The sequence below is a fragment of the Shewanella litorisediminis genome (assembly GCF_016834455.1).
Lineage (GTDB): Bacteria > Pseudomonadota > Gammaproteobacteria > Enterobacterales > Shewanellaceae > Shewanella > Shewanella litorisediminis.
On sequence record NZ_CP069213.1, the window covers coordinates 3,173,190 to 3,196,300 of the forward strand.

The window sequence follows — 23,111 nt, forward strand, 5'->3', positions numbered from 1 at the left end:
TACATAGGTAAACGGCTATGCCAGTAAACTCCATTTTGGGCGTGTTTGCAAAATCGCCAATCAAGCCGCTGCAAGAGCACATCGATAAAGTGCACGAGTGCGCCAACTTCCTCATCCCCTTCTTCGAAGCCACTACTTCAGGAGATTGGGATACAGCCACAGAGCTTCGCAAGCAAATCAACAAAGCAGAAAAAGAAGCGGACGCCCTTAAGCGTGAAATCCGTTTGACCCTGCCCGGTGGTTTGTTCATGCCTGTAGAACGGACTGACCTGCTGGAGCTTTTGACCCAGCAAGACAAGATTGCCAATAAAACAAAAGACATCTCCGGCCGCATCATAGGCCGTAACCTCGTCATTCCTGCACCTATCCAGGAACCTTTTATGGCTTACCTCAAGCGTTGTCTGGACGCTGTGGCCATGGCCAAAGAAGCTATCAACGAACTCGACGAACTGCTTGAAGCCGGTTTCCGTGGTCGTGAAGTCGCCCTGGTAGAAAAAATGGTCAGTGAACTCGATGCCATCGAAGAAGATACTGACGCACTGCAAATCACCGTACGCCGCGGTCTCTATGCCGTTGAAGCAGGCATGAGCGCCGTTGATGTGATGTTCCTTTATAAGATCATCGAGTGGGTTGGCGACTTGGCCGATCTCTCAGAGCGTGTCGGTTCCCGCCTTGAGCTGATGTTGGCTCGCGTATAACGAAGGTTATAAAAAATGGTTGATATATTTGTCACCTATGGCCCGTGGCTGATTGCCATCGCGGCCGCATTCGGTTTCCTGATGGCTTGGGGTATCGGCGCCAATGACGTAGCCAACGCCATGGGAACCTCGGTTGGCTCCAATGCCATTACCATCAAGCAGGCGATCATCATTGCGATGATTTTCGAATTTGCCGGCGCTTATCTGGCCGGTGGTGAAGTAACCAGTACCATACGTAACGGCATTATTGATGCCAGCTACTTTACCGAAGTACCGCACCTGCTTGTGTATGGCATGATAGCCGCACTGCTGGCGGCGGGTATTTGGTTGGTTGTAGCCTCTGCGCTGGGCTGGCCCGTGTCTACCACCCACTCAATCGTGGGCGCCATCATCGGCTTCGCCGCTGTGGGTGTCGGCTCTGAAGCCGTTGCCTGGGGTAAGGTAACCGGTATCGTGGGTTCCTGGATTGTAACCCCCGCCATCTCCGGCTTTATCGCCTTCCTGATTTTCCAAAGTGCCCAGAAGCTGATTTTCAACACCGATAACCCGCTGGAAAACGCCAAGCGTTACGTGCCGTTTTACATGGCACTGGCCGGTTTTGTGATGTCACTGGTCACCATCAAGAAGGGGCTGAAGCACGTAGGTCTGCACTTCTCTCCTTTGGAAGCCTACGCACTGGCCATCGCCATCGGTATCGCCGTTGCCATTGTGGGTAAACTCTTTATCGGCCGCCTGAAAATGGCTGAAAAAGCTGACCGCCACACCCAGTTTGCCAACGTGGAAAAAGTGTTTGCCGTGCTGATGGTGGTTTCTGCCTGTTGTATGGCCTTTGCCCACGGCTCAAACGACGTAGCCAACGCCATCGGCCCTCTGGCTGCCGTCGTGTCTGTGGTTAACAGCGGTGGTGAGATTGCCTCCAAGTCTGCACTGGTATGGTGGATTTTGCCTCTGGGCGCCTTCGGTATCGTGTTTGGTCTGGCAATTTTCGGTAAGCGCGTGATGCAAACCATTGGTAAAAACATCACTCACCTGACCCCAAGCCGTGGCTTTGCTGCCGAGCTGGCTGCCGCCTCTACCGTGGTAATTGCCTCGGGTACAGGTTTGCCAATCTCCACCACCCAGACTCTGGTGGGTGCGGTATTGGGTGTAGGCATGGCACGTGGTATCGCTGCGATTAACATCGGTGTGGTACGTAACATCGTTGTCAGCTGGGTAGTCACCCTGCCAGCAGGTGCCGGCTTGTCCATCATCTTCTTCTACATCATCTGGGGTGTGTTCGGCGGATAAGCAATTGAACAGCTTAAACCACTGACAACAAGCCAAAAACAAGAGGGAAGTCGCGAGACTTCCCTCTTGCATTGGCGCCGCCAAATCCCTAGCATGGTGGCACACTTTTGCTGATGGGATGTAATCTGTGTTCAGACCCTTGTTTCTTGCCGGAGCCCTGCTCCTCTCCCCGGCCCTGTTGGCTGAAAATCTGCCGCGCTATATTTCCGACGACATCTACATTTACCTGCATAATGGCCCGGGCAACGAGTACCGCATTCTGGGCAGCATCAACGCAGGCACCCAGGTGTCTTTCACCGGCAAAACCTCGGGTGACTTTTCAGAAATCGTCGACCATCGTGGCCGTGATGGCTGGGTTCGCAGTGATGCTCTGAGCAGTGACAAGAGCCTGAAACAAAAGCTGGAAGAGGCAGTGAAAGCGCTGGAAGACAATCGTGCCGAACTCGCTGCCGTGCGGGAAGAATTCAAAGACGCCGATGGCACCATCCGTGGTCTGCGTGAGCAGCTTGCCAAGGCCGATGAGCTGGTGAGAACCGCCATCACCGACAAGGACAATGCCGAAGCCGCAAGAGCGCAGGCAGAATCCGAAATGCAGTCGCTGAAAAACAACGAGCGTTTCCGCCTGTGGCAGGAGGGTGGCCTTATTGCCGCGCTCGGTATTCTGGTGGGAGTCATTCTGGTGTATCTACCCCGTCCGCAAAGGCGCCGAAGCGGCCGCTGGATGAACTGATATCGGCCCAAGGCCCCATTGATTTCAAACAGTGGGGCCTTGTCAATTGGGCGTTACGCACGCTTATCCCAATCCAAATCAAACAATCTTCACATTCCCTCCCCATCCAGTGTCGCCGATCACATTTTGCATGTATAATTTGCGCGCCCGAGACGTCAAATTGTATACAAAATGAAATAAAGGCGTCCGCCGGAGCGTCGGCCACCCCCAGTGAGCGTGCCCGATACCCCCTTAACCGGCCCAGATGGAAAGATAACTATGTTCAAAGCGAGTGAAGTACTGGCAGGTCGTTACGACAACGCCAATCTCGACGAATTGTTCAGTCTGATCAGTCAAAACTACATCGTTGATGAGGAAGCCTACCTCAAAGAACTGATTGCGCTGGTTCCGTCGAGCGACGAAGAAATCGCGCGCATCACCAGCCGTGCCCACGACCTGGTGGCCAAGGTTCGCCAATACGAGAAGAAAGGTTTGATGGTTGGCATCGATGCCTTCCTGCAGCAGTACTCCCTGGAAACCCAGGAAGGCATTATCCTCATGTGTCTGGCCGAGGCCCTGCTGCGTATTCCCGATGCCGAAACCGCCGATGCCCTGATTGCCGACAAGCTGTCCGGTGCCAAGTGGGATGAGCACATGTCCAAGAGCGACTCTGTGCTGGTAAACGCCTCCACCTGGGGCTTGATGCTGACCGGTAAAATCGTCCAGCTCGACAAGAATCTCGACGGCACCCCAAGCAACCTGCTGAGCCGCCTGGTAAACCGTCTGGGTGAGCCTGTTATCCGTCAGGCCATGTACGCCGCCATGAAAATCATGGGCAAGCAGTTCGTACTGGGTCGTACCATCGAAGAAGGCCTGAAAAACGCCGCCGACAAGCGTAAGCTGGGTTACACCCACTCCTACGACATGCTGGGCGAAGCCGCCCTGACCATGAAGGACGCTGACAAGTATTATCGCGATTACGCCAATGCCATTGAGGCACTGGGTACGGCCAAGTTCGATGAGAGCGAAGCCCCGCGCCCCACTATTTCCATCAAGCTCTCAGCCCTGCACCCACGCTACGAAGTGGCCAATGAAGACAGGGTAATGACCGAGCTGTATGGCACCCTGATCAAACTTATCGGGCAGGCACGTCGTCTGAACGTGGGTATCCAGATTGATGCCGAAGAAGTGGACCGTCTCGAACTGTCACTGAAACTCTTCAAGAAGCTGTACCAGTCTGACGCCGCCAAGGGTTGGGGTTTACTGGGTATTGTGGTGCAGGCTTACTCCAAGCGCGCCCTGCCGGTACTCATGTGGCTGACCCGCCTTGCCAAAGAACAGGGCGATGAAATCCCGCTGCGTCTGGTGAAAGGCGCCTATTGGGACAGCGAGCTCAAGTGGGCCCAACAGGCCGGTGAAGCGGGCTATCCGCTGTTCACCCGCAAGGCTGCCACCGATGTGTCTTACCTTGCCTGTGCCCGTTACCTGCTGTCTGAAGCGACCCGCGGCGTAATCTATCCGCAGTTTGCCAGCCACAACGCCCAGACTGTTGCCGCCATCACCGCCATGGTGGGCGATCGCAAGTTTGAATTCCAGCGTTTGCACGGCATGGGACAGGAACTCTATGACACTGTGCTGGCCGAAGCGGCCGTACCCACAGTGCGCATCTACGCCCCGATTGGTGCCCACAAGGACCTGCTGCCCTACCTGGTGCGTCGTCTGCTGGAAAACGGTGCCAACACCTCATTTGTACACAAACTGGTGGATCCCAAGACGCCCATCGAGTCGCTGGTGACCCATCCGCTGAAAACCCTGCAAGGCTACAAGACCCTGGCAAACAACAAAATAGTTAAGCCCGCCGATATCTTCGGTGCTGAGCGCAAAAATTCCAAGGGACTCAATATGAACATCATTTCCGAATCCGAGCCATTCTTCGCGGCCCTGGAAAAATTCAAGGACACCCAGTGGAGCGCAGGCCCGCTGGTCAACGGTGAGACCCTGTCGGGTGAAGTGCGTGACGTGGTCAGCCCCTACAACACCACCCTGAAAGTGGGCCAGGTCGCCTTCGCAAGCGAAGCAGCCATCGAGCAGGCCATTGCCGGTGCCGACAAGGCATTTGCCAGTTGGTGCCGCACCCCGGTTGAGACCCGCGCCAATGCCCTGCAAAAGCTTGCGGATCTGCTGGAAGAAAACCGCGAAGAGCTGATTGCCCTGTGTACCCGCGAAGCCGGCAAGAGCATCCAGGACGGTATCGACGAAGTGCGCGAAGCAGTGGACTTCTGCCGTTACTACGCGGTGCAGGCCAAGAAGATGATGAGCAAGCCCGAGCTGCTGCCAGGCCCAACAGGTGAGCTGAACGAGCTGTTCCTGCAGGGTCGTGGCGTGTTTGTGTGTATCAGCCCATGGAACTTCCCACTGGCCATCTTCCTTGGTCAGGTAGCCGCCGCACTGGCAACCGGTAACACTGTCATTGCCAAGCCAGCAGAGCAAACCTGCCTGATTGGTTTCCGCGCCGTACAGCTGGCCCATGAGGCAGGTATTCCAAAAGATGTACTGCAATTCCTGCCCGGCACAGGTGCCCTTGTGGGTGCCAAGCTGACCTCAGATGAGCGTATCGGCGGCGTGTGCTTTACCGGCTCTACCACCACTGCCAAGGTCATCAACCGTGCCCTGGCCGGTCGTGATGGCGCCATCATTCCGCTGATTGCCGAAACCGGTGGTCAGAACGCCATGGTGGTTGACTCCACCAGCCAGCCTGAGCAGGTGGTGAACGATGTGGTATCTTCCGCATTCACCAGCGCCGGTCAGCGCTGCTCTGCACTGCGGGTGCTCTATTTGCAGGAAGACATCGCCGAGCGCGTACTGGACGTGCTCAAGGGTGCTATGGATGAACTGACCCTGGGTAACCCAGGTTCGGTGAAAACCGACGTGGGCCCTGTGATTGATGCCGCTGCCAAGGCCAACCTGAATGCCCATATCGACCATATCAAGCAGGTGGGTCGTCTCATTCACCAACTGAGCCTGCCGGAAGGTACCGAAAACGGTCACTTCGTGGCGCCAACCGCGGTGGAAATCGACTCCATCAAGGTACTGACCAAAGAAAACTTCGGTCCTATCCTGCACGTGGTGCGCTACAAGGCTGCCGATCTGCAGAAGGTTATCGATGACATCAACTCTACCGGTTTCGGTCTGACCCTGGGCATCCACAGCCGCAACGAGGGCCATGCCCTGGAAGTGGCCGACAAGGTGAACGTGGGTAACGTGTACATCAACCGCAACCAGATTGGTGCCGTGGTTGGCGTGCAGCCATTCGGTGGTCAGGGCCTGTCCGGCACTGGTCCAAAAGCTGGCGGTCCACACTACCTGACCCGTTTTGTGACCGAGAAGACCCGCACCAACAACATTACCGCCATCGGTGGTAATGCGACCCTGCTGTCTCTGGGCGACGCCGACTGATAGTCGACTCCCCTTAAAAAAGCCGGGCTATTGCCCGGCTTTTTTGTGCCCCTTGCACGCCGGCGTCATTGGCTATACTTGATTAACCCCGATTATGACCGCCATCAGAGGAACAGCCCAATGAGCGATAAACTGCTGACACTGGACGAAGTTGCCAAGCTGCTCGATAAATCTGCCGTCACCATCAAACGCTACGCCAGGGAACACCTGCTGACCAATGTCGGCGAAGGCGATGAGCTTATGTTCAGGGAAGAGGAAGTGATGCGCTATCTGGAGTTTTCCAAACGCCTGGGTTAGCCGGGCTGAAGCCGACACTGCCCGGGAGTAAACCGGGAATACTGCATCATCTTAAGAACACAACCTTATGAGTTCGAATAAAAAAACAGGGCCAAAGCTGCCCTGTTTTTTTCGACTGCCCCTTACTCTCGGCAAAGGGACAGAGCCCGGTATTCCGGATGCTGAGCCACCAGGGCCTCGTGGCTGCCACTGGCCCGCACCCGGCCATTTTCCAGGATATGAATCGCATCCATCTCCGTCATGGCGGTGAGCCTGTGACTTATCATCACCAGGGTTTTGTCTTTGGCGTGCTCAAACAGGAGGGCCAGCATTTGCCGCTCGGTGCGCCGGTCAAGGCCTTCTGTGGGTTCGTCCAGCAGTAAAATGGGGCTGTCTTTCAAGAGTGCTCGGGCAATGCCGATGCGGCGGGTCTCACCGCCCGAGAGCAAGCGTCCGCCTTCGCCAATCCACTGCTTGAGCCCGTCGCTGCCCTCGGCCAAATAACCCAGCCCTACCCGTTCCAGCACCTGCATCAGCGCCACATCGGTGGGCGGTGTCTCACAGGCCATGGCAAGGTTGTCCTTTAGGGTACCGGCGAAGAGATGCACCCGCTGGCTCACCACTGTGATGGCGGAGCGCAGGGCTTTTTCAGTGACATCCTGAATGTCTGTCTCCCCCACCAGAATGCGCCCCGAGTCGGGGTTATATCCCCGGGTCAGCAGGGTAAAGAGACTGGATTTGCCCACCCCGGTTTTGCCGAGCACTGCCACCCTGCTCCCCTGGCGGATTCGCAGAGAAAACTGTGACAGCACCGGATGCCGGGGTTGGTAACCAAACTCGATGTCTTCGAAATAGATATCCCCGGCAGGCAGCTGCGCTTTATCGCCAAACGCGATATCGCTTTTCTTGTCGATAATGTCATTGACTCTGTCGCCCGCAGCAAGACACCCCGCCAGCTGACTGAACGCCCCAGCGAGCGGCATCAGCATTTCCATCACTGCCAGACTGGCAAAGAGCACCATGGCCGCCAACGGCCCGGGGGGCACCCTGTCGCCGACACCGCTCGATGCCATGACCAACATCAGCAGGATGAGCACGCCATGCACCAGCACCAGCACCGCCTGCGACAGCCCCTGCAGGCTTGCCATGGTGCGCTGCGAACGTTGCCATTGCTGCTCGGTAAGGTCCAGATCATGACGATACTTATCCAACGCCCCAAACAGCCACAGCTCTGCCAGCCCGCCCAAAAACTCCAGGGACTGCACCCGGTAGCGGCGCTTTTCATTGACGACCGCCACGGCGCTGCTGCGCCCAAGCAGATAAAAACTGAGGGGAATACAGCAAAGCGCCAACAACACCCCCCCACAAAGCAGCATGGCGAGGCGCGAGTCAAACCATCCGATAAAGGCAAACAGCGCCAGCAGCACAGCAACAAAGGCCCCCATGGGCACCAGGAGACGCAGGTACAGATGATCCAGGGTGTCGATATCGGCGACCAAACGGTTGAGGAGTTCAGACTGCCGCAGTCCCGCCAAATCCTTGTCCGCCAGAGGCATCAGCGCCCGCCATACCTTTACCCTGAGCTCGGTCAGCAGTCTGAAGGTGGCCTCGTGGGTGGCAAGGCGCTCACCATAACGGCTCGCGGTGCGGGCAATGGACAAAAACCGCACCCCACCCGCCGGGGTGAAAAAGTTAAAGGCCTGCGCCGTGGCAAGGCTCAGCCCCGCAACCGCGGTAGCCGACAAAAACCAGCCAGACAGTGACAACAGGCCGATTCCGGCCACCAGGGTGATAAAGGCCAGTAACAAACCGGTAAACATCATCAACCATTGACGGCGAAGCAGAGGTAAAAAAAGTTTAATCAGGTTCATGGCCTTACCTCCCATCACACACCGGGGTGTCCAGGCTGCTCGCAAGCCCCGACTCAGACAAGAGCTCGGCAAAAAGGCCGTTGGCGTTGGCAAGCTCCGCTGCCGTCCCCGACTCCACAATGGTGCCGGCATCCATCACCAGCACCCGGTCGAGCTGAGTCAGCGCTTCAAGGCGATGGCTCACCATCACCAGACTCAGGCCCTCACTCTCCCGCATAATGCTGTCCATCACCTTGCGCTCACTGTCCACATCCAGGCTGGCGCCGGGCTCGTCCAGTAAGAAGATTTTAGGCTGCCCTGCCAGGGCTCGTGCCAGCGCCAGTCGCTGGGCTTGCCCCACAGACACGCCGCCTCCACCTTCGGCGATGGCGTGTGACAGGCCATCGGCCGACCCGGCCACAAAATCCGCTATCTGCGCCTTGGCGAGCAACCCATGTATTTGCTCATCGCCAAGCTCTCTGCCCATGGCAATGTTGTCGCGAAGGCTGCCGTGGAAGAGATGTGGCTCCTGTCCAAGCCAGGCCACGGCGCCGCGCCACTGGGCCATATCCAGCTCGGTAAAAGGTATACCGCCGACCGTCAGCTCCCCCTTAAAGGGCAAAAAGCCGAGCAGCGCATGCAAGAGGCTGCTTTTGCCCGCCCCGGATGGCCCGACAATGGCAAGGCGCTCACCTTGCCTGAGGCTGAATGACAGCGGCCCTGCCAGCAGCGCACCCTGATGGCTGTAAATACTCAGATCCCGTGCTTCGATATCGAAACTGCCGGGAAGTGGCTCCTTGCCTTGCTGTTTATCGATATCGATGGCCAGCAGTTCAGACAGCGCCTCGGCGGCGGCCACCGCCTGCGCCTTGGCGTGGTAATGGGTACCCATGTCTCTGAGGGGCTGATAAAACTCAGGTGCCAACATCAGCACAAAGAGGCCGGTAAAGAGGCTGATACTCTGGCCGTAATGGCCAAAATCCAGGTGCCCCAGGTAGCTGAAGCCGAAATAAACGGCGACCAGGGCAAGGCTGACAGCGGCAAAAAATTCCAGCACCGCCGAACTTAAAAAGGCCATGCGCAGCACCGCCATGGTGCGGCTTCGAAATTCGTCTGAGGCTTTTTCGATAGCCCGTCCTTCGGCTTCTGCTCTGTCGAATAGCCTGAGGGTAATTATGCCCCTGAGCCTGTCCATAAAGTGCCCTGACAACCTTGAGAGGGCAGCAAAGTGCTTACGGTTGGCGTCGGCGGCCCCCATACCAACCAGGATCATAAAGAGTGGAATGAGTGGCGCCGTGCCCAGCAAAATCAGCCCTGCGGCCCAGTTCAGCGGAAACACACAGGCGAGAATAACCAAAGGTATCATGGCAGCCAGCGACAGCTGCGGCAGATAGCGGGCGTAAAAGTCGTGCAGATCTTCGATTTGCTCCAGCACCACGGCGCCCCAACTGCCAAGGGGTTTGCCCTTGATGAAGGCAGGGCCCAGTGCCGAGAGACGGTTTAATACCTCGCCTCTGAGCTCAGTGCGAAGGCGGCGGCCCGCTTCAAAGCTGACCCGCTCACGTCCCCACGCCACCGCCGCTCTGGCGATGATAAGCCCCAGCAGTGCGGTTATCTCAGCCCCAACGGCTGAGATGGTTTCACCCTGCATCACCACGGCGCTCAGCATACTGGCGAGCAGCCAGGCCTGGCCTATGAGTAACAAACCAGCGAGCAGGCCCAGCGCAACACTCAGCAGCAGAAAAGGACCACAGGCGGCCTTACGGGATTTGAGCCAGAAGGCAAGTTGTTTTTCGAGGGATTTGTCCATGTATATCCTGCGCCAACGCCCCTTGACCGGGGCCGGGAATTACGGCAGGGAGGCAGTATCTCAGTGTTTGAAGGAGGAGGAAACCCAAGTCGGTGGATTTGTTAAGGGATTCACAGAATTTGCGCTGGATCAAAAAAACGCTTAAGTCTGAGTTAAGCCAACCCCTTGTGTGTTGGGGGTGTGGCCGGTTGGCGATGGCGTTTTAGCATAAACAGGGAAAAGAATATCCACCAGGAACAGGCAGTCAGCTTGCTGAATTGTCCTTGGCTGTCGCCGCCGCATCACCGGCGTGAGACCCCTCTGTGGTTAACGCTTCCTCCAGACCATCTTCTCTGAATGTCTCTTTGTCGCAGGTAGCATCATTGCCAGGCCCTGACTCGGAGTGGGCGGTTTCCTGAAGCGATGCCAACTCATCGCCCCTGAAAGACGGCTCTCGTTCATCACGGGCTGCGCCGTAACGCACCAAGAGATGCCACAACCATTTGAGCTCGCTCATTACCTCGGCTTTATGACCCCGGGCGCGCCAGCGGGTTGGAAAACGGCTGACTTCCCGCGCCGCAACACCGATGGCATAGGCCGTGACTGTGCCATCGATGGCGACTCGCTGCGCCAGTGACGGCATGCCTGCACCGCGAAAATCCCGCACCACATGCTCAACATCCAGACTCAGGCCCGAATGCCAGTAAAGAGCTATCTGATAACGCTCAGCAATCGCGCGCAGCAGGGGTTCAATCTCTGTGCCTCTGAAACTCGGGTCGGCCACCAGCGCCTCTATGTCCTCTGCCAAAAGCAGCGGCCCGTGGATCTGCGCCTCGATATAGTGATCCAGATTGCCCGACAAGCCGCGCTCAAATCTGAGGCCTATGTCTTCGCCCAGGGTCGAGACGAGCCTCTCCACCAGTTTGGCCGGCGCCAGGCCATGCTCACCCAGGGCGTAACGCCGCTCGAAACTCTCGGTCAGCAAGGCCGCCATCACCATCTCAAAGGCGTCCGCTGTGCCCTTGTCGCGGGGATTGCGGTAAGAATCGTTAAAACAGAAGGTGGCCCGCGACAGCACTTCCGGTTTTGTCAGGAAGTAGCAACTGCCAAACCGCGGTGCCGGACCATTGGGAGCAAGCAGTAAATCGAGGGCGCCGTATTTGGGGCGGGCAGCTATGTCAGTTGTCAGCTCTCGGAAAAATTGCCGCTCCCAGTGATCCCGGGCACCACCAATCTCAGGCGATAACAGACCGGACGAAATATGGGTTTCAAACTGGCAACGATAACGCCCGTCCTGCAACAGGCCTTCAGCCACCGTCAGCCCCCGGGAATCGAGCCTGTCCGGATGAAAGTGCAAGGCAATGCGACCATGGATGGCCACGGCCTGCATGGCCGCATTGAATCGTCCCGGCGCGATGTCTGACATCTGCAGCACATTACGGATGATCCCGAGGGCGGATTCACGCTCTTCCCGGGCATAACGACTCAGGCTTTCTATCGCCAGATACTGGCTGCTCGGCGATCGCGGCATCATGCTCCTTGTGGCTGGCCGGAAAAGGTTGAAAACACTGCAAAGATAGCAGAGCGGCCGCTGGCTCTCCATCTAAATTAACAGCCTTTAATGAGAAGCATTTTCTCATCTCTCATCAGTTAGTTATCTGTTCATTTGACGTTAACGGAAAGTTTTTTTCGTCAGTTGACCTTCATCAATTGCTTTTTCGCCCATGGCGATAATTTAGTCACCAGAAAAGGATTCTCAACACAAAGCGCCTCCACACAGGGAGGCCATAAAAAACCATCACGCGATATCACAACCATGGAGTTTGGCATGAAAAACGAACAGCAATCTATCGAACATGGCGTGGACACCAACCGCAGACAATTTCTGGGTGGTTCTGTGGGCGCAGGCCTCGTGGGACTGGGGCTCGCCTCCGGGCTGATGGCCAGCCAAGCCAATGCCACCACCGCAGGCACCAAGGCCAAAAGCGATCGCATGGCCAACTACACCGCCGATCAACTGGAGCGCGTAAAACAAGAGCTGGTGCCCCCTCCATTCGTACCCAAACATGATCAGGTCGCCAGCGGCAAACCCAAGGTCATTGAAGTACGTCTCGAAGTGGAAGAAAAACAAATTGAGCTGGAAAACGGCGTCTATGCCTGGGTGTGTGCTTTCAACGGCAGTGTGCCCGGACCGCTCATTGTGTGCCATCAGCATGATTATGTTGAGCTGACTCTGGTCAACCCCAAGACCAATGTGCTGTCGCACAATATCGACCTGCACTCCGCCACCGGCGCAATGGGCGGCGGCGAGCTGACTCTGGTTGCCCCCGGGCAGGAAGTCACCTTCCGCTTCAAGGCCACCAAGGCCGGCACCTTTGTTTACCACTGTGCCCCGGGCGGCATCATGATCCCCTGGCACGTGGCCATGGGCATGCATGGCGCCATCATGGTGCTGCCACGGGAAGGCTTGAGTGACGGCGACGGCAATCCGCTGCATTACGACCGCGCCTATTACATTGGCGAAGCTGACTTCTACGTGCCCAAGGATGCCCAGGGCAATTACAAACGTTACAACCAACTGATGGAAAGCATGGAAGAAGTGCTCAACACCATGAAAACCCTGCTGCCTTCCCATATCGTCTTCAACGGTGGTGTGGGCGCCCTGACCGGCAAACAGGCCTTGAATGCCAGGGTGGGTGAGTCGGTGCTCTTTATCCACTCCCAGGCCAACCGCGACACCCGCCCCCATATCATCGGCGGTCACGGTGACTATGTGTGGCCCGCAGGCTCCTTCGCCGATAGGCCACAGCGGGATCTGGAAACCTGGATGGTGGCCGGTGGCAGCGCCGCCGCTGCACTCTACACCTTCCGCCAGCCAGGTCTGCACGCCTACGTTAACCACAACCTGATTGAGGCCATCATGAAAGGCGCTGCAGCCCACATCAAGGTGGACGGCGAGTGGGATGACAACCTGATGGTACAGGTGAGGAAGCCCAGCGCCATCGCCTGAGCTGTTGTCCTCTGACATACCGCGGCGAGAAACCCCAATGGGTAAGCCATCGCCGTAAGCACCTTGCTACGCCGGGCCAGGAGGCCCGGTTAAGGAGTCTGATATGACCGGTCCGCGCCATACCACAGGGTTTCGGGCACGCCAGCTTGCATGGTTGAGCGCCTTTGTGTGGCCACTCAGCCAGCCCCTGCTGGCCGCCGAGCCACTGAAAGACTACCGGCTGGAAGCTGCGGTTTATCAGTGGTATGGCGCACTGGACTCAGGAACAGCCACTGTATCCGGTGAGCAGGCGGTGGCTGTTACACTCCCGGAGTATCAGGGCACACAGGGCGGCGGTGCCCATCATATTCTCGCCATCACGCCACTGCCCGCCGCCACACCATTACCAGCCACCACGCCAGCAGCGCGCGATGGCTCGCCTTTACAGGCTTCAGTGTCCCTGGAGTTTTTGCCTCCATCACCCGGCGACATAACCCGGGGACACTACCTCGAAGTCACCCTGAGTTTTGATGCTGCCATGGCTTTAACGGCGCACAGTACCGAGGTGCACGAGCAGGACGACTTTGACTCTCGCTTTCGCCCCTCCGCCGACACCAACCTTATCCGGGCCCTGATTTATCGCTGGACGGCTCAGCTGGATGCGCCGGGCACCCGTTATCCAAACGCCCTGCCCCCTTTTACCAACGGTGCCAGCTTTATCACGCCGGAAAGGGGAATCAACACGGCAGAGGCCTATCTCAGCTACCTCGAAAGCCTGCAACATCAATCAAGCCGGCGGGAAATCAAAAATCTGATATTGCAGTCCAGCGTGCAACCGGGGGAATACCAGGTGAGCTTCGAATACCAATGGCGGGCACAAAACGCCCGGGGTGAAGAAGAGCTGTCCCAACTCCAGGTCGATATGACGCTCATCCTGCAGGATGGACAGGCAAAAATTTCTGCGTATCGGGAGCGCTTTCTCCCCCCAGTGACCGATCTTGGCGCCGAAGTCCGGTGCTAAGCCAGGAGAGCCTTATGATAAACAAGCGTATTCAAGCAGCCGCCTTCGTCGGCAACGCCTTATCCATCCTGTCTTTGCTGTTCGTGCTTGCCACTGCCCAGGTACAGGCGCAGATGCCTGTGCTCAAAGGCATTGGCGGCGATTTCAGCATGCAAAGCAGTAAAGGGACTCAGGTTAACCTCAGCGACTTTCGCGGTAAGGTGGTGATGATGTTTTTTGGCTATACCAACTGCGCCGACATTTGCCCCACCACCATGGCCCATATCAGCCAGCTGATGCAAAAAATGCCGGCGGAGGAACGCGCCCGGATTCAGGTGCTCTTTGTCAGCATCGACAGTGATTACGACACCCCAAAACACCTCAACAAATACCTGAGCTACTTTGACCCCAGTTTTATCGGTCTGGTGGACGAACGGGCCAAAATCGATGAAGTGGCCGCCATGTATCACGCCGATTACAGCAAACTCGCCGACGATAAGGTCACGACCGAGTACAAAAAGCTCCGTCTTGAACGTCAGGGCAGCGCCGGAAAGGGCTATCTCTATTCCCACACCGCCAAGATTTTTGTACTCGACCCCGAAGGCCGGGTGCGGGGCTTCTTTTACACTGGCACGCCGCTGGACGAAATGCAGGCCGACATTTCCTCTCTGCTCAATCCTGAAGCCCAGGGTTAGTCAAACCACGACTCTTAAGGAAAAGCATCATGACATTCAGTTTCAGACGCCTCATCAAACCCGCCCTGCTGCTGGCTCTGGTCAATTCCAGCGCCCCCTTCGCAGGGGAGGTCATGGTCCACGATGCCTGGATAAGGGCCATGCCTCCCAATGCCAGGGCTGTGCCTGTTTACCTGTCACTGCACAATGGCAGCGACTCATCCATCGCCCTCACCGCCATAGAAACGCCCCTTGGCCGGGTTGAACTGCACCAGAGTATTCAACAGGGGGAGATGATGAAAATGCAGCGCGTCGAGCGCATCGAGGTAGCCGCCCATGAGATGGTCAAACTCGCCCCCATGGGCTATCACGGCATGCTGCTGGACATGCAGGCGCCCCCGGCAACCGGGGAACAAGTCGCACTGACACTGCACTTTGACAACGGTGAAACCGCACGGGTGGAAGCGCCTGTGATAGCAGGGCAAGGAAAGATGATGGCCTCGGGCCATGAGCATCATCACTGATCCCGGCCTTATCCACCTAAGGCGATCCAGATCAATGATTTGAATGGAAATGTGACTTAGTCTGCCCTTCAGTAACCGAGCCGGGGGGCAGCATGATCACCGACATTCAAACCAGTCAGATTATTCACCAGCACCATCTTTTCTCTCCCCTTGCGCCGAGGCAATTGGAGCAGCTGCTGGCGGGAGCCGGTCGAATCAGCCTCGCGCCACAGGAGCACCTCTTTCACCGTCAGGATCCGGCCAAACGCTTTTATCTGGTGCTCAAAGGCAACCTGCAACTCTATATCACCAGCGCCCAGGGCCAGCTCAAGGTACTGGAAGTGGTGCGACCGAATCATTCCTTTGCTGAGGCACTGATTTTCAATCAGGAACCTTTTTACCCGGTATCGGCTCAGGCGGTGCAGGCCTGCGAGCTGGTGAGTTTTGATGCTGAGGCCTATCTTGCCATTCTCAAGCAGAGCCCGGATGCCTGCATCGCCGTGATGGCGGCCATGAGCATGCGTCTGCACAAGGATATTCAGGAAATTGAAAATCTATCGCTGCAAAACGCCGAGAACCGGCTGCTGATGTTTTTGCTCAGGCACAGCAAACCTTCCGGGGACAACAGCGGCATGCTGACCCTGGATGTACCCAAACGTACCCTGGCGTCTCGCTTGTCGATTCAGCCGGAAACCTTCTCCCGGCTGATAAAAAAGATGAACAGTGAGGGCATGATAGAAGAGTCGCGGGGGCTGATTAATATTCCGGACCTCAGCCGTCTTTACGAAAGTATTCAGCAGCTTGAGCCTGCCGCCTGTGGCCGTTGCCCCATGGCCATCAAGAAAGCGGCGCTGAAACAGGCCGCGGCCGCGAACAAAACCCCCTTGAATGCCAGAACGCTGGCGGACAGGATCCCGGCCAGCGTGGGTTAAACAGACTGAGCCGGTTTGGGGCTGGCGGCAAGCTGGCTCAGTTGGTCAGATTCCTGACTGAATGTGTCAGGTTCCGGACGGGGTTTCACAGCTGCCAATCAGGGTCTTGAAGTGTTGCCCCAGATCCTGACCGGCGAAAGACTGTGCCTGGCTTACCATCTGCGCCAATGTTTGGGAGGCCCCTTCCAACCCCTCCTGTTCAATCAAGGCCTTGGCATAGGCCGCCACATCGGCGCCCTGTTGCAGGAGGGCCGCCGCACTTTGCAGGTCAAACTCCTGCTCCATCATAGACTGCACATTGGCCAGCAGCTCAGCCACCTTGGCAGACTCCACCAACGCACCTTCAACCTTGACCAGCTCACCCACTGGGTCGTCGGCAAGCTTATTGGCCACACAGGCCGCCACTGAACCTGCCTCAGCGCTCTTCACCACAGCATCCAGCCCCTCGGCGCGAATTTGCTCAACCGCTTGCTGAATGTCAGCATTACGCGCGAGCCAGGCCTGCTCCATGGCCGCCTTTTCATCGCCCCCAAACCAGCCGCATCCAGACATCAGCAGGGCACCCAATGCCAAGGTAAGAATTTTTTGTGTCATTGCCTTTTCCTTTAAATCAACTATCCATAAACAAGGCATAGAGAACTATGCCGCCCCGTGTTGCCACAGTGTTCCAGAATCGCCTTAAACGGGGATGAACGAGGATAACCAACAAATAAACGCAGGTTTGCGGCCATTTACATGGCGGCATGCCCGGTGCTTTGGTAAGCTTGCGCCCCCTGTTACGGGTCTGGCCACCAAGCCTGTCCGGACACCTTTCCTGCAAGCAAGAGAAGACTGCATGAGTTTTGCCTCACTGGGCCTGTCGGCGCCCATCCTCAAAGCCCTCGATCATAAGGGCTATAAAACCCCGTCTCCCATTCAGGCCCAGGCCATTCCTGTGGTGCTTGAAGGCCGGGATTTGCTCGCCGCAGCCCAAACCGGTACCGGCAAAACCGCAGGCTTTACCCTGCCCTTGCTCGAATTGTTGTCCCAAACCCAAAAGGCAGGCCCCAAGCAGGTGCGTGCCCTTATCCTGACCCCAACCCGCGAGCTCGCGGCGCAAATAGCCGACAACATCAGCGCCTACAGCAAGTACCTGCCGCTGAAAAGCACCGTGGTATTTGGTGGGGTGGGCATTGGCCCACAAATCACCACCCTGCGCCGTGGTATCGACATTCTGGTGGCCACACCGGGCCGCCTGCTGGATTTGCACCAGCAAAATGCCGTGAGCTTCCATGGTCTGGAAATTCTGGTGCTGGATGAAGCCGACCGCATGCTGGACATGGGTTTTATCCACGACATCAAGCGCATCCTGAAATTGCTGCCGGCCAAACGACAAAATCTGTTGTTTTCGGCCACCTTCTCGCCGGAAATCCGCACCCTCGCCCATGGACTCTTGCACAATGCCGCCGAGGTATCTGTTACCCCAAGAAACAGTGCCGCCGAGTCGGTAAAGCAATGGATAGTCCCGGTGGACAAAAACCAAAAGCCGGCCCTGCTTGCCGAGCTGACCCGTTTTTACCGTTGGCAGCAGGTGCTGGTATTTTGCCGCACCAAGCACGGCGCCAACCGCCTGGTACGCCAGATGGAAGCCGAAGGCATCAAGGCCGCCGCCATCCATGGCAACAAGAGCCAGAACGCCCGTACCCAGGCGCTGGCCGACTTCAAACGCGGCGCCATCCGCATGCTGATTGCCACCGACATTGCCGCCCGCGGCATTGATATCAGTGAGTTACCCAACGTGGTGAACTTCGAACTGCCCCACGTGCCGGAAGACTACGTGCACCGCATCGGCCGCACCGGTCGCGCCGGCGCCAGCGGTGAAGCGGCCTCGTTGGTTTGCAATGAGGAAGCCAAGCAATTAAGGGATATTGAAAGGCTGATTAAGCAGTCGCTGCCCCGCAAAGAGTTTGTGGGTTTTGAACCGGTTCACGGCCTGCCGCCAAGCGAAAATCAGGGTAAGTCCAAGCCTGGAAGTCAGCAAGGTGCCAAGCCGGGCAATAAGAGCCAGGGGCGCAAGCCACAGGGCCAGAGCCGCAATGCACAGCCCAAACAGCGCCAGGGCAGCCGAGCGCAGGAAGAGCGGAACCTGCAGGACAAAGCCCCATCCCGCAGCGAACAGCCGCGCCGGGAAAGAAGCAGTAACGACCAGGCTCGCGCTGAAAAGCCACGCACTGACAAACCACGCAGCGACAGAGCCCGTAGCGACAAAGCCCGTAGCGACAACGCTCGCAGCGAAAGCGGCCGCAGCGATATCCGTAGTGACAGCGCTCGTAACGACAAGCCACGCACCGACCGCCCGAACACTGACAGAGCCGCCGGCAATAAGCCCCGCAGCGGCAATCGCCCCCAGGGACAGGGCCAGCAGCGTGCTCAGGGCCAGCAGCGCCCCCGCAGCAATGCCAAAGGTGGCGATCGCAATCAGGCGTAATCTTGCCCAAGCGAGACAATAAAAAACCGGCCAATGGCCGGTTTTTTGTTTGCGGGCTGTTTTCATCACTGCCCGCTCTCTTCAAGCTACTGGCTACAGAAGCTTGGGCTACAGGCTGCAGCGCATATCATCACAATCACCTCGTTCAAATGCCGCTGAAGTGCGATGAGCTGCATTGTCGGAATTCACCGCATTCTCAGATGTTTCTGCCAGCAGGGCTCCTATCATCTTACCGAGTTTCATATCTTCCAACGGCCCCAGGTGTTGCATCCTCACCCGGCCATCGGCATCCAGCAGCACCAGGGTCGGCGTGCCCTGAAATCCCCAGCGAGCCATGGTCTCGGGAATACGTCCAGCCGGACGGTCGATGGCAATGGGAAACCTGAGCCGATACTCATGCACAAAGGCCTGCAGCGCCTCTGGCCCCATCACCCCGTGGTGCTCAAACACCGAGTGCAGCCCCATGATGGCAATTTCATCACCGAAGCTATTTGCCACCCGGGCAAGTTGCGGCAGACCATGGCTGATGCATGCAGGGCACAGCATCTGAAATACATAAATCAGCAGTGGCTTGCCACGAAAATCATCAAGGCTTAAGGGTTTTGGCGTATTGAGCCAGCCACTGGCGGCAAGCGCCGGTGCCAGCGGGAATTCAACGTGCGACATAACCAGTTCCTCAGTGATTTACCTTACCCGGCAGACTCAGATCCCCTGAGGCCACATCGAACACATCCACCACGCAAAACAGCGGCGTATGCAGATTGGCGCTGACCCTGAGCCCGGACGTTACCCCATCAAAGCTGGCGGACGTGACAACATCGATATTGTCGAAAGGCACCTTCACCTCGACTCTGTCGCCGCTCAGCAGCGGGTCGAAGCCGGGACTGTCGATAAACAGCGGCAACCCGGGCCAGGTCTTGGGCAACTTGGGGCGCGCTCCTTCGGGAATATCCTTCACCTTGAGCTTTCCGGGGCCGCATGCCTCATCCGCTGCCAATACCACCCAGTGGCTGTGCCAAAGGTCGCCATCGTTGTCGGTATTGTTGTCGCCGTTTTCATCGAACAGCGGGGTATCGTCGAAGTCCGGGTGACTCGCCACCGCCAGCGCCAGAATACCTGCCCCGGCTTCAAAGCCCACTTCGCCACTGTCGATACTGGTCGGCCATACGTAGGCAAAGGCCGAGGCGCCCGCGAGCTTGCCACCGGCGTTGGGAGTGAGGCCCCCGGCTTCACCGGCAACGCCCATGTGGAAGGTTGCCACATTGCCCTTGGTGGTGATTTTGGCGTGCACTATGTCAAAGGCGGGTTCTATCGCCTTATCGGTTTTGGCCTGAATACCGCCCTGATGGGCGCCGTGGCCTATTGCGGCTGCGCTGAACAGCAAGCCTGACAGGGTTGCAATGGCAAGTTGTGACGATTTCATGGTGGATCTCCTTAATTGTTTTGAGTCGAAACAATTAAAACCAAAATGATCCAGCCTTGTCAACATAGTTTCGAGGCGATACAATTATTTCATGACCTCAGAAACCATCCAGATCCAGCAGTTGCTGGAACGCATTGCGGCGCTGCTGCGCGGCGAAAGGCGAAACAAATTAGTCGAGTTGGGGCTGCTTCCGGTGCAGTTCGATGCCCTGTGCTATCTGGGAGAGTGCAACCGCTACTCAGACACCCTGATGGCCCTGTGTGAATACCTGGGCCAGACCAAGGGAACCGTATCGCAAACGCTGAAGGTGTTGGAGAAAAAGGGGCTGATTGAGCGCCAGAGCGATGCCAAAGACAAGCGGGTGGTGCACCTCAAACCCTCTGAGGCTGGATTGGCACTGCTCGCCGAACTGGCCCAGTCTCCCCTGCTTTGTGCCTTGCACACAGAGCATGGATTCGACACCCGGCTGCAAGGCTCCCTCGCTGAGCTTTTAAAGCAGCTGCAACAGGCCAATGGTGGCCGCACCTTTGGCGTGTGCCGCCAGTGCCGCTACAACCAAAGCCCTGCCGAAGGGCATTTCCAATGCGGTCTGACCGGAGAAGCCCTGTCTGAGGCGGATACACGGCTTATCTGCCGTGAATATGAACGTATTGATTAGTAAATAAAAAACTGTATTGCGCCGGTTTTTTATGAAAGTACACAAGACCTCTATCGATAGCCCCACAGGCCAGCAGACTATCATGCATCAGCGCTGGCGTGCCTTCACCGAAGCGGTCGTAAAGCTGCCTGAACCTGTCGTCGGCAAGGTACATGGCCGCGAGCATGGGCTGCCGCGCCTTCGCCGAAGCGGTAGTAACACTGCCTGAACCTGTCGTCGGCAAGGTACATGGCCGCGAGCATGGGGTGCCGTGCTCCGGGGCACTCGCCATTGGTAGAGCGTCAGCGGCACTGCGCCACACTCTCTCCTTAAAAACGGTTCGTAAACACGTGTTTTAGCATTTCAGACGAATTTATTTGAGCCCCTTTCGAAAGTGCACCCAAAAAGCACCGCAGTCGGGCGTTACAGCGTTAAAATGGCTTGGTCCTGAGAAAAAGCCCCTTTATTTTAGCCTTGGAGCCTAAAGTGCATCCCACTAAAATCACCTTTTACGAGCGGTTCGAACCCATCATTCTGTCCGGTGACAAGACCATCACCATCCGTGATGAGGCAGAGTCCCACTATGTGCCCGGCACCCGGGTCGCCGTCCATACCTATGAGACAGACCGCTGGTTTTGCGATATTGAGATACGCTCTGTCACCCCCATTCAGTTCGATGACCTGAACGAAGAGCACGCCCGCCAGGAGCATCTGTCACTGGAGGATTTGAAACGTATCATCCGCGATATCTACCCCGAGCTGGATTCCCTCTATGTGATTGAGTACCGCCTTCTCGCCCGGGACCCAGCTGGGTAATGCGTAAGGCTGACTTTCAGCCCTCCAGAGCCCGTGGGCAGGGCTCCTGGGTTGACTCAAGGCAAACAAGCTGAAATAACAATACCTTGCATAACAATTTCTGAATACATTTCCGATATTGCTTCAAGGAAGTCCCATGGAAATAACCCTGTATCAGGTCGATGCTTTCGCAAGCCGGGTGTTTGAAGGTAACCCGGCCGCAGTGTGCCCCCTGCCCCACTGGCTGGACGATAAGCTGCTCGCCAGAATTGCCAATGAGAACAACCTGTCGGAAACCGCTTTTTTCGTCCCCAAAGACGGGGGCTATCACCTGCGCTGGTTTACGCCCGCTGAGGAAGTGGATCTCTGTGGCCACGCCACCCTGGCCGCAGCACATGTACTTTTTAATCACCTTGGCCACCAGGGGGATGACATAGACTTCCATACCCTGAGCGGCACTCTCACAGTAACGCACAGCAACGGACTCTATACCCTCGACTTTCCAGCCACTGAGCCACAGGCCATCGAGGTACCCGCCGCCCTGATTGCGGGTCTCAGTTCGGGCGCAGAGGCCGTGCTCGCCGGCTTTGATTATGTCGTAGTGCTCAAGGATGAAGGGAGCGTAAAAGCCCTGACACCGGACTTTGCCCCCTGGCACAGCCTGCCCCTGAGAGGGGTTGTAGTCACAGCGCCCGGTGATGAGGTGGACTTCGTCAGTCGCTGCTTTTTTCCAAAGCTCAAGGTGGACGAAGACCCGGTAACGGGATCGGCCCATTGTGAACTGACGCCCTATTGGGCCAAAAGGCTCAATAAAACCCGACTGACGGCCCGGCAACTTTCGTCCCGCCCCGGCAGCCTGGTCTGTGAACTCCGTGACGACAGAGTCAGGATCTCCGGTCAGGCCGTGGACTATCTCAAAGGCACCGTTTTACTGCCTGATGCAGAGGTTAAGGGCTAAAGCGCCTTCTGATACGACGGCCAACCGGCGCTAACTCCCGTTCGCCTACTTTTTTCCGTGAATTAACCTGGATCAAGGCGCTTTGATTCCCCTCCCTTAATCTTGGCGCCATCGCCCATCAAACTGACGGGGCGCCTTTGGGGAATCTTGACCTTGTACGCCACGATTTTACTGCTCCATGTGCTGGGGGCCACTCTCTGGACCGGAGGCCACCTGGTATTAACCCTAAGCATTCTGCCCGGTGCCATAAAAAACAACGACCCACAGCCTTTACTGGATTTTGAGTCCCGGTTTGAAAAGCTGGCCATGACCGCACTCGCGGTGCAGGTCACCACGGGAATGATGCTGGCGCGCCACTATTTGCCCAACCCGGCCCTCTGGTTTGCCGAAGCTCAGCCGTTTTCGGCCATCATCAAGGCCAAGATGCTGCTGTTGCTGCTGACGCTTCTGGTTGCACTGAATGCCAGATTCAGAGTGCTGCCACAGCTTGCCGCCCTGTCGTCTGGCACTCCGATGTCAACCAGCAAAACCCGTCTGCTTTACACCATGGCAACCCATGTCATGGTGGTTACCCTGCTATCTGTGGCATTTGTTATCGTTGGTGTGGGAGTGCGTACCGGCTGGTTTTACTGACGCCTGAAGACAGAGGTGTGGCAAGCAATCAGCAA

General features: G+C 57.1%; 22 protein-coding genes. 16 read left to right on the forward strand and 6 right to left on the reverse strand.

Going from position 1 to position 23,111, the window contains the following annotated elements; translation table 11 throughout:
* Window positions 1-17 precede the first annotated feature (17 nt).
* The 5 genes from JQC75_RS13950 to JQC75_RS13970 all read left to right on the forward strand — a co-directional run bounded on the left by JQC75_RS13950 (window position 18) and on the right by JQC75_RS13970 (window position 6,447).
* Entirely contained in the window at window positions 18-698 is a 681-nt protein-coding gene (locus tag JQC75_RS13950) for a TIGR00153 family protein (RefSeq protein WP_203324655.1), read from the forward strand.
* Between the two features lie 15 nt (window positions 699-713).
* Entirely contained in the window at window positions 714-1,985 is a 1,272-nt protein-coding gene (locus JQC75_RS13955; protein ID WP_203324656.1) for an inorganic phosphate transporter, read from the forward strand.
* A 127-nt stretch (window positions 1,986-2,112) separates the two neighbouring features.
* Entirely contained in the window at window positions 2,113-2,715 is a 603-nt protein-coding gene (locus JQC75_RS13960; protein WP_203324657.1) for a TIGR04211 family SH3 domain-containing protein, read from the forward strand.
* A gap of 258 nt (window positions 2,716-2,973) precedes the next feature.
* Window positions 2,974-6,150: a bifunctional proline dehydrogenase/L-glutamate gamma-semialdehyde dehydrogenase PutA gene (putA, locus tag JQC75_RS13965; RefSeq protein WP_203324658.1), complete on the forward strand. Its 3,177-nt coding sequence runs from the start codon at window positions 2,974-2,976 to the stop codon at window positions 6,148-6,150.
* A 120-nt stretch (window positions 6,151-6,270) separates the two neighbouring features.
* Entirely contained in the window at window positions 6,271-6,447 is a 177-nt protein-coding gene (locus JQC75_RS13970) for a helix-turn-helix domain-containing protein (RefSeq protein ID WP_203324659.1), read from the forward strand.
* A gap of 122 nt (window positions 6,448-6,569) precedes the next feature.
* Here the strand turns inward: JQC75_RS13970 and cydC are convergent, their stop codons facing one another.
* From cydC to JQC75_RS13985, 3 genes are all read right to left on the reverse strand, one after another.
* Window positions 6,570-8,297, reverse strand: coding sequence for a heme ABC transporter ATP-binding protein/permease CydC (cydC, locus tag JQC75_RS13975; protein WP_203324660.1), 1,728 nt, complete (start codon window positions 8,295-8,297; stop codon window positions 6,570-6,572).
* Window positions 8,298-8,301: 4 nt separating this feature from the next.
* Window positions 8,302-10,086 carry a heme ABC transporter permease/ATP-binding protein CydD gene (gene cydD / locus JQC75_RS13980; RefSeq protein WP_203324661.1) on the reverse strand — a complete coding sequence of 595 codons (1,785 nt, stop codon included), beginning with the start codon at window positions 10,084-10,086 and terminating at the stop codon, window positions 8,302-8,304.
* A gap of 244 nt (window positions 10,087-10,330) precedes the next feature.
* Window positions 10,331-11,596, reverse strand: a complete 1,266-nt coding sequence (locus JQC75_RS13985; RefSeq protein WP_203324662.1) for a DUF3626 domain-containing protein — start codon at window positions 11,594-11,596, stop codon at window positions 10,331-10,333.
* A gap of 297 nt (window positions 11,597-11,893) precedes the next feature.
* On the opposite strand from JQC75_RS13985, the gene nirK reads away from it, so the two are divergent.
* From nirK to JQC75_RS14010, 5 genes are all read left to right on the forward strand, one after another.
* Window positions 11,894-13,075, forward strand: a complete 1,182-nt coding sequence (gene nirK, locus JQC75_RS13990) for a copper-containing nitrite reductase (protein ID WP_203324663.1) — start codon at window positions 11,894-11,896, stop codon at window positions 13,073-13,075.
* Window positions 13,076-13,178: 103 nt separating this feature from the next.
* Window positions 13,179-14,075 carry a hypothetical protein gene (locus tag JQC75_RS13995; protein ID WP_203324664.1) on the forward strand — a complete coding sequence of 299 codons (897 nt, stop codon included), beginning with the start codon at window positions 13,179-13,181 and terminating at the stop codon, window positions 14,073-14,075.
* Window positions 14,076-14,089: 14 nt separating this feature from the next.
* A complete protein-coding gene (locus JQC75_RS14000; protein WP_203324665.1) occupies window positions 14,090-14,749 on the forward strand; it encodes an SCO family protein in 660 nt (219 codons plus the stop codon).
* A 29-nt stretch (window positions 14,750-14,778) separates the two neighbouring features.
* Entirely contained in the window at window positions 14,779-15,252 is a 474-nt protein-coding gene (locus JQC75_RS14005) for a copper chaperone PCu(A)C (RefSeq protein WP_203324666.1), read from the forward strand.
* A 92-nt stretch (window positions 15,253-15,344) separates the two neighbouring features.
* Entirely contained in the window at window positions 15,345-16,163 is an 819-nt protein-coding gene (locus JQC75_RS14010) for a Crp/Fnr family transcriptional regulator (RefSeq protein WP_203324667.1), read from the forward strand.
* Between the two features lie 66 nt (window positions 16,164-16,229).
* Here the strand turns inward: JQC75_RS14010 and JQC75_RS14015 are convergent, their stop codons facing one another.
* Window positions 16,230-16,757 carry a hypothetical protein gene (locus JQC75_RS14015; protein WP_203324668.1) on the reverse strand — a complete coding sequence of 176 codons (528 nt, stop codon included), beginning with the start codon at window positions 16,755-16,757 and terminating at the stop codon, window positions 16,230-16,232.
* A 241-nt stretch (window positions 16,758-16,998) separates the two neighbouring features.
* Between JQC75_RS14015 and JQC75_RS14020 the strand changes: the two genes are divergently transcribed.
* Complete coding sequence (locus JQC75_RS14020) at window positions 16,999-18,630, forward strand: DEAD/DEAH box helicase (protein ID WP_203324669.1); 1,632 nt, start codon at window positions 16,999-17,001, stop codon at window positions 18,628-18,630.
* A 108-nt stretch (window positions 18,631-18,738) separates the two neighbouring features.
* Here the strand turns inward: JQC75_RS14020 and JQC75_RS14025 are convergent, their stop codons facing one another.
* Complete coding sequence (locus tag JQC75_RS14025) at window positions 18,739-19,296, reverse strand: peroxiredoxin family protein (protein WP_239002013.1); 558 nt, start codon at window positions 19,294-19,296, stop codon at window positions 18,739-18,741.
* A 10-nt stretch (window positions 19,297-19,306) separates the two neighbouring features.
* Window positions 19,307-20,053, reverse strand: a complete 747-nt coding sequence (locus tag JQC75_RS14030; RefSeq protein WP_203324670.1) for a hypothetical protein — start codon at window positions 20,051-20,053, stop codon at window positions 19,307-19,309.
* Window positions 20,054-20,144: 91 nt separating this feature from the next.
* Here JQC75_RS14030 and JQC75_RS14035 point away from each other — a divergent pair, with 91 nt between their 5' ends.
* The 5 genes from JQC75_RS14035 (at window position 20,145) to JQC75_RS14055 (ending at window position 23,076) form a co-directional block, all read left to right on the forward strand.
* On the forward strand, window positions 20,145-20,711 hold the full coding sequence (locus JQC75_RS14035; protein ID WP_203324671.1) for a MarR family winged helix-turn-helix transcriptional regulator: 567 nt from the start codon (window positions 20,145-20,147) through the stop codon (window positions 20,709-20,711).
* A 31-nt stretch (window positions 20,712-20,742) separates the two neighbouring features.
* A complete protein-coding gene (locus JQC75_RS14040) occupies window positions 20,743-20,919 on the forward strand; it encodes a hypothetical protein (protein WP_203324672.1) in 177 nt (58 codons plus the stop codon).
* A 257-nt stretch (window positions 20,920-21,176) separates the two neighbouring features.
* Window positions 21,177-21,506: a N(4)-acetylcytidine aminohydrolase gene (yqfB, locus tag JQC75_RS14045; protein WP_203324673.1), complete on the forward strand. Its 330-nt coding sequence runs from the start codon at window positions 21,177-21,179 to the stop codon at window positions 21,504-21,506.
* A gap of 136 nt (window positions 21,507-21,642) precedes the next feature.
* Window positions 21,643-22,443: a PhzF family phenazine biosynthesis protein gene (locus JQC75_RS14050; protein ID WP_203324674.1), complete on the forward strand. Its 801-nt coding sequence runs from the start codon at window positions 21,643-21,645 to the stop codon at window positions 22,441-22,443.
* Between the two features lie 153 nt (window positions 22,444-22,596).
* A complete protein-coding gene (locus tag JQC75_RS14055) occupies window positions 22,597-23,076 on the forward strand; it encodes a CopD family protein (RefSeq protein WP_203324675.1) in 480 nt (159 codons plus the stop codon).
* The last annotated feature ends 35 nt before the right edge of the window (window positions 23,077-23,111 follow it).

Excerpts from the sequence above, each read along its gene's own strand:
- cydD (WP_203324661.1), bottom strand. The coding sequence starts at position 10,086 with ATGGACAAATCCCTCGAAAAACAACTTGCCTTCTGGCTCAAATCCCGT.
- putA (WP_203324658.1), top strand. The coding sequence starts at position 2,974 with ATGTTCAAAGCGAGTGAAGTACTGGCAGGTCGTTACGACAACGCCAAT.
- JQC75_RS14050 (WP_203324674.1), top strand. The coding sequence starts at position 21,643 with ATGGAAATAACCCTGTATCAGGTCGATGCTTTCGCAAGCCGGGTGTTT.
- JQC75_RS14030 (WP_203324670.1), bottom strand. The coding sequence starts at position 20,053 with ATGAAATCGTCACAACTTGCCATTGCAACCCTGTCAGGCTTGCTGTTC.
- JQC75_RS14015 (WP_203324668.1), bottom strand. The coding sequence starts at position 16,757 with ATGACACAAAAAATTCTTACCTTGGCATTGGGTGCCCTGCTGATGTCT.
- JQC75_RS14020 (WP_203324669.1), top strand. The coding sequence starts at position 16,999 with ATGAGTTTTGCCTCACTGGGCCTGTCGGCGCCCATCCTCAAAGCCCTC.
- JQC75_RS14000 (WP_203324665.1), top strand. The coding sequence starts at position 14,090 with ATGATAAACAAGCGTATTCAAGCAGCCGCCTTCGTCGGCAACGCCTTA.
- JQC75_RS13985 (WP_203324662.1), bottom strand. The coding sequence starts at position 11,596 with ATGCCGCGATCGCCGAGCAGCCAGTATCTGGCGATAGAAAGCCTGAGT.
- JQC75_RS14025 (WP_239002013.1), bottom strand. The coding sequence starts at position 19,296 with ATGTCGCACGTTGAATTCCCGCTGGCACCGGCGCTTGCCGCCAGTGGC.
- JQC75_RS14035 (WP_203324671.1), top strand. The coding sequence starts at position 20,145 with ATGACCTCAGAAACCATCCAGATCCAGCAGTTGCTGGAACGCATTGCG.
- JQC75_RS13955 (WP_203324656.1), top strand. The coding sequence starts at position 714 with ATGGTTGATATATTTGTCACCTATGGCCCGTGGCTGATTGCCATCGCG.
- JQC75_RS14010 (WP_203324667.1), top strand. The coding sequence starts at position 15,345 with ATGATCACCGACATTCAAACCAGTCAGATTATTCACCAGCACCATCTT.
- JQC75_RS14040 (WP_203324672.1), top strand. The coding sequence starts at position 20,743 with ATGAAAGTACACAAGACCTCTATCGATAGCCCCACAGGCCAGCAGACT.
- JQC75_RS13995 (WP_203324664.1), top strand. The coding sequence starts at position 13,179 with ATGACCGGTCCGCGCCATACCACAGGGTTTCGGGCACGCCAGCTTGCA.
- nirK (WP_203324663.1), top strand. The coding sequence starts at position 11,894 with ATGAAAAACGAACAGCAATCTATCGAACATGGCGTGGACACCAACCGC.
- JQC75_RS14005 (WP_203324666.1), top strand. The coding sequence starts at position 14,779 with ATGACATTCAGTTTCAGACGCCTCATCAAACCCGCCCTGCTGCTGGCT.
- JQC75_RS13970 (WP_203324659.1), top strand. The coding sequence starts at position 6,271 with ATGAGCGATAAACTGCTGACACTGGACGAAGTTGCCAAGCTGCTCGAT.
- JQC75_RS13950 (WP_203324655.1), top strand. The coding sequence starts at position 18 with ATGCCAGTAAACTCCATTTTGGGCGTGTTTGCAAAATCGCCAATCAAG.
- cydC (WP_203324660.1), bottom strand. The coding sequence starts at position 8,297 with ATGAACCTGATTAAACTTTTTTTACCTCTGCTTCGCCGTCAATGGTTG.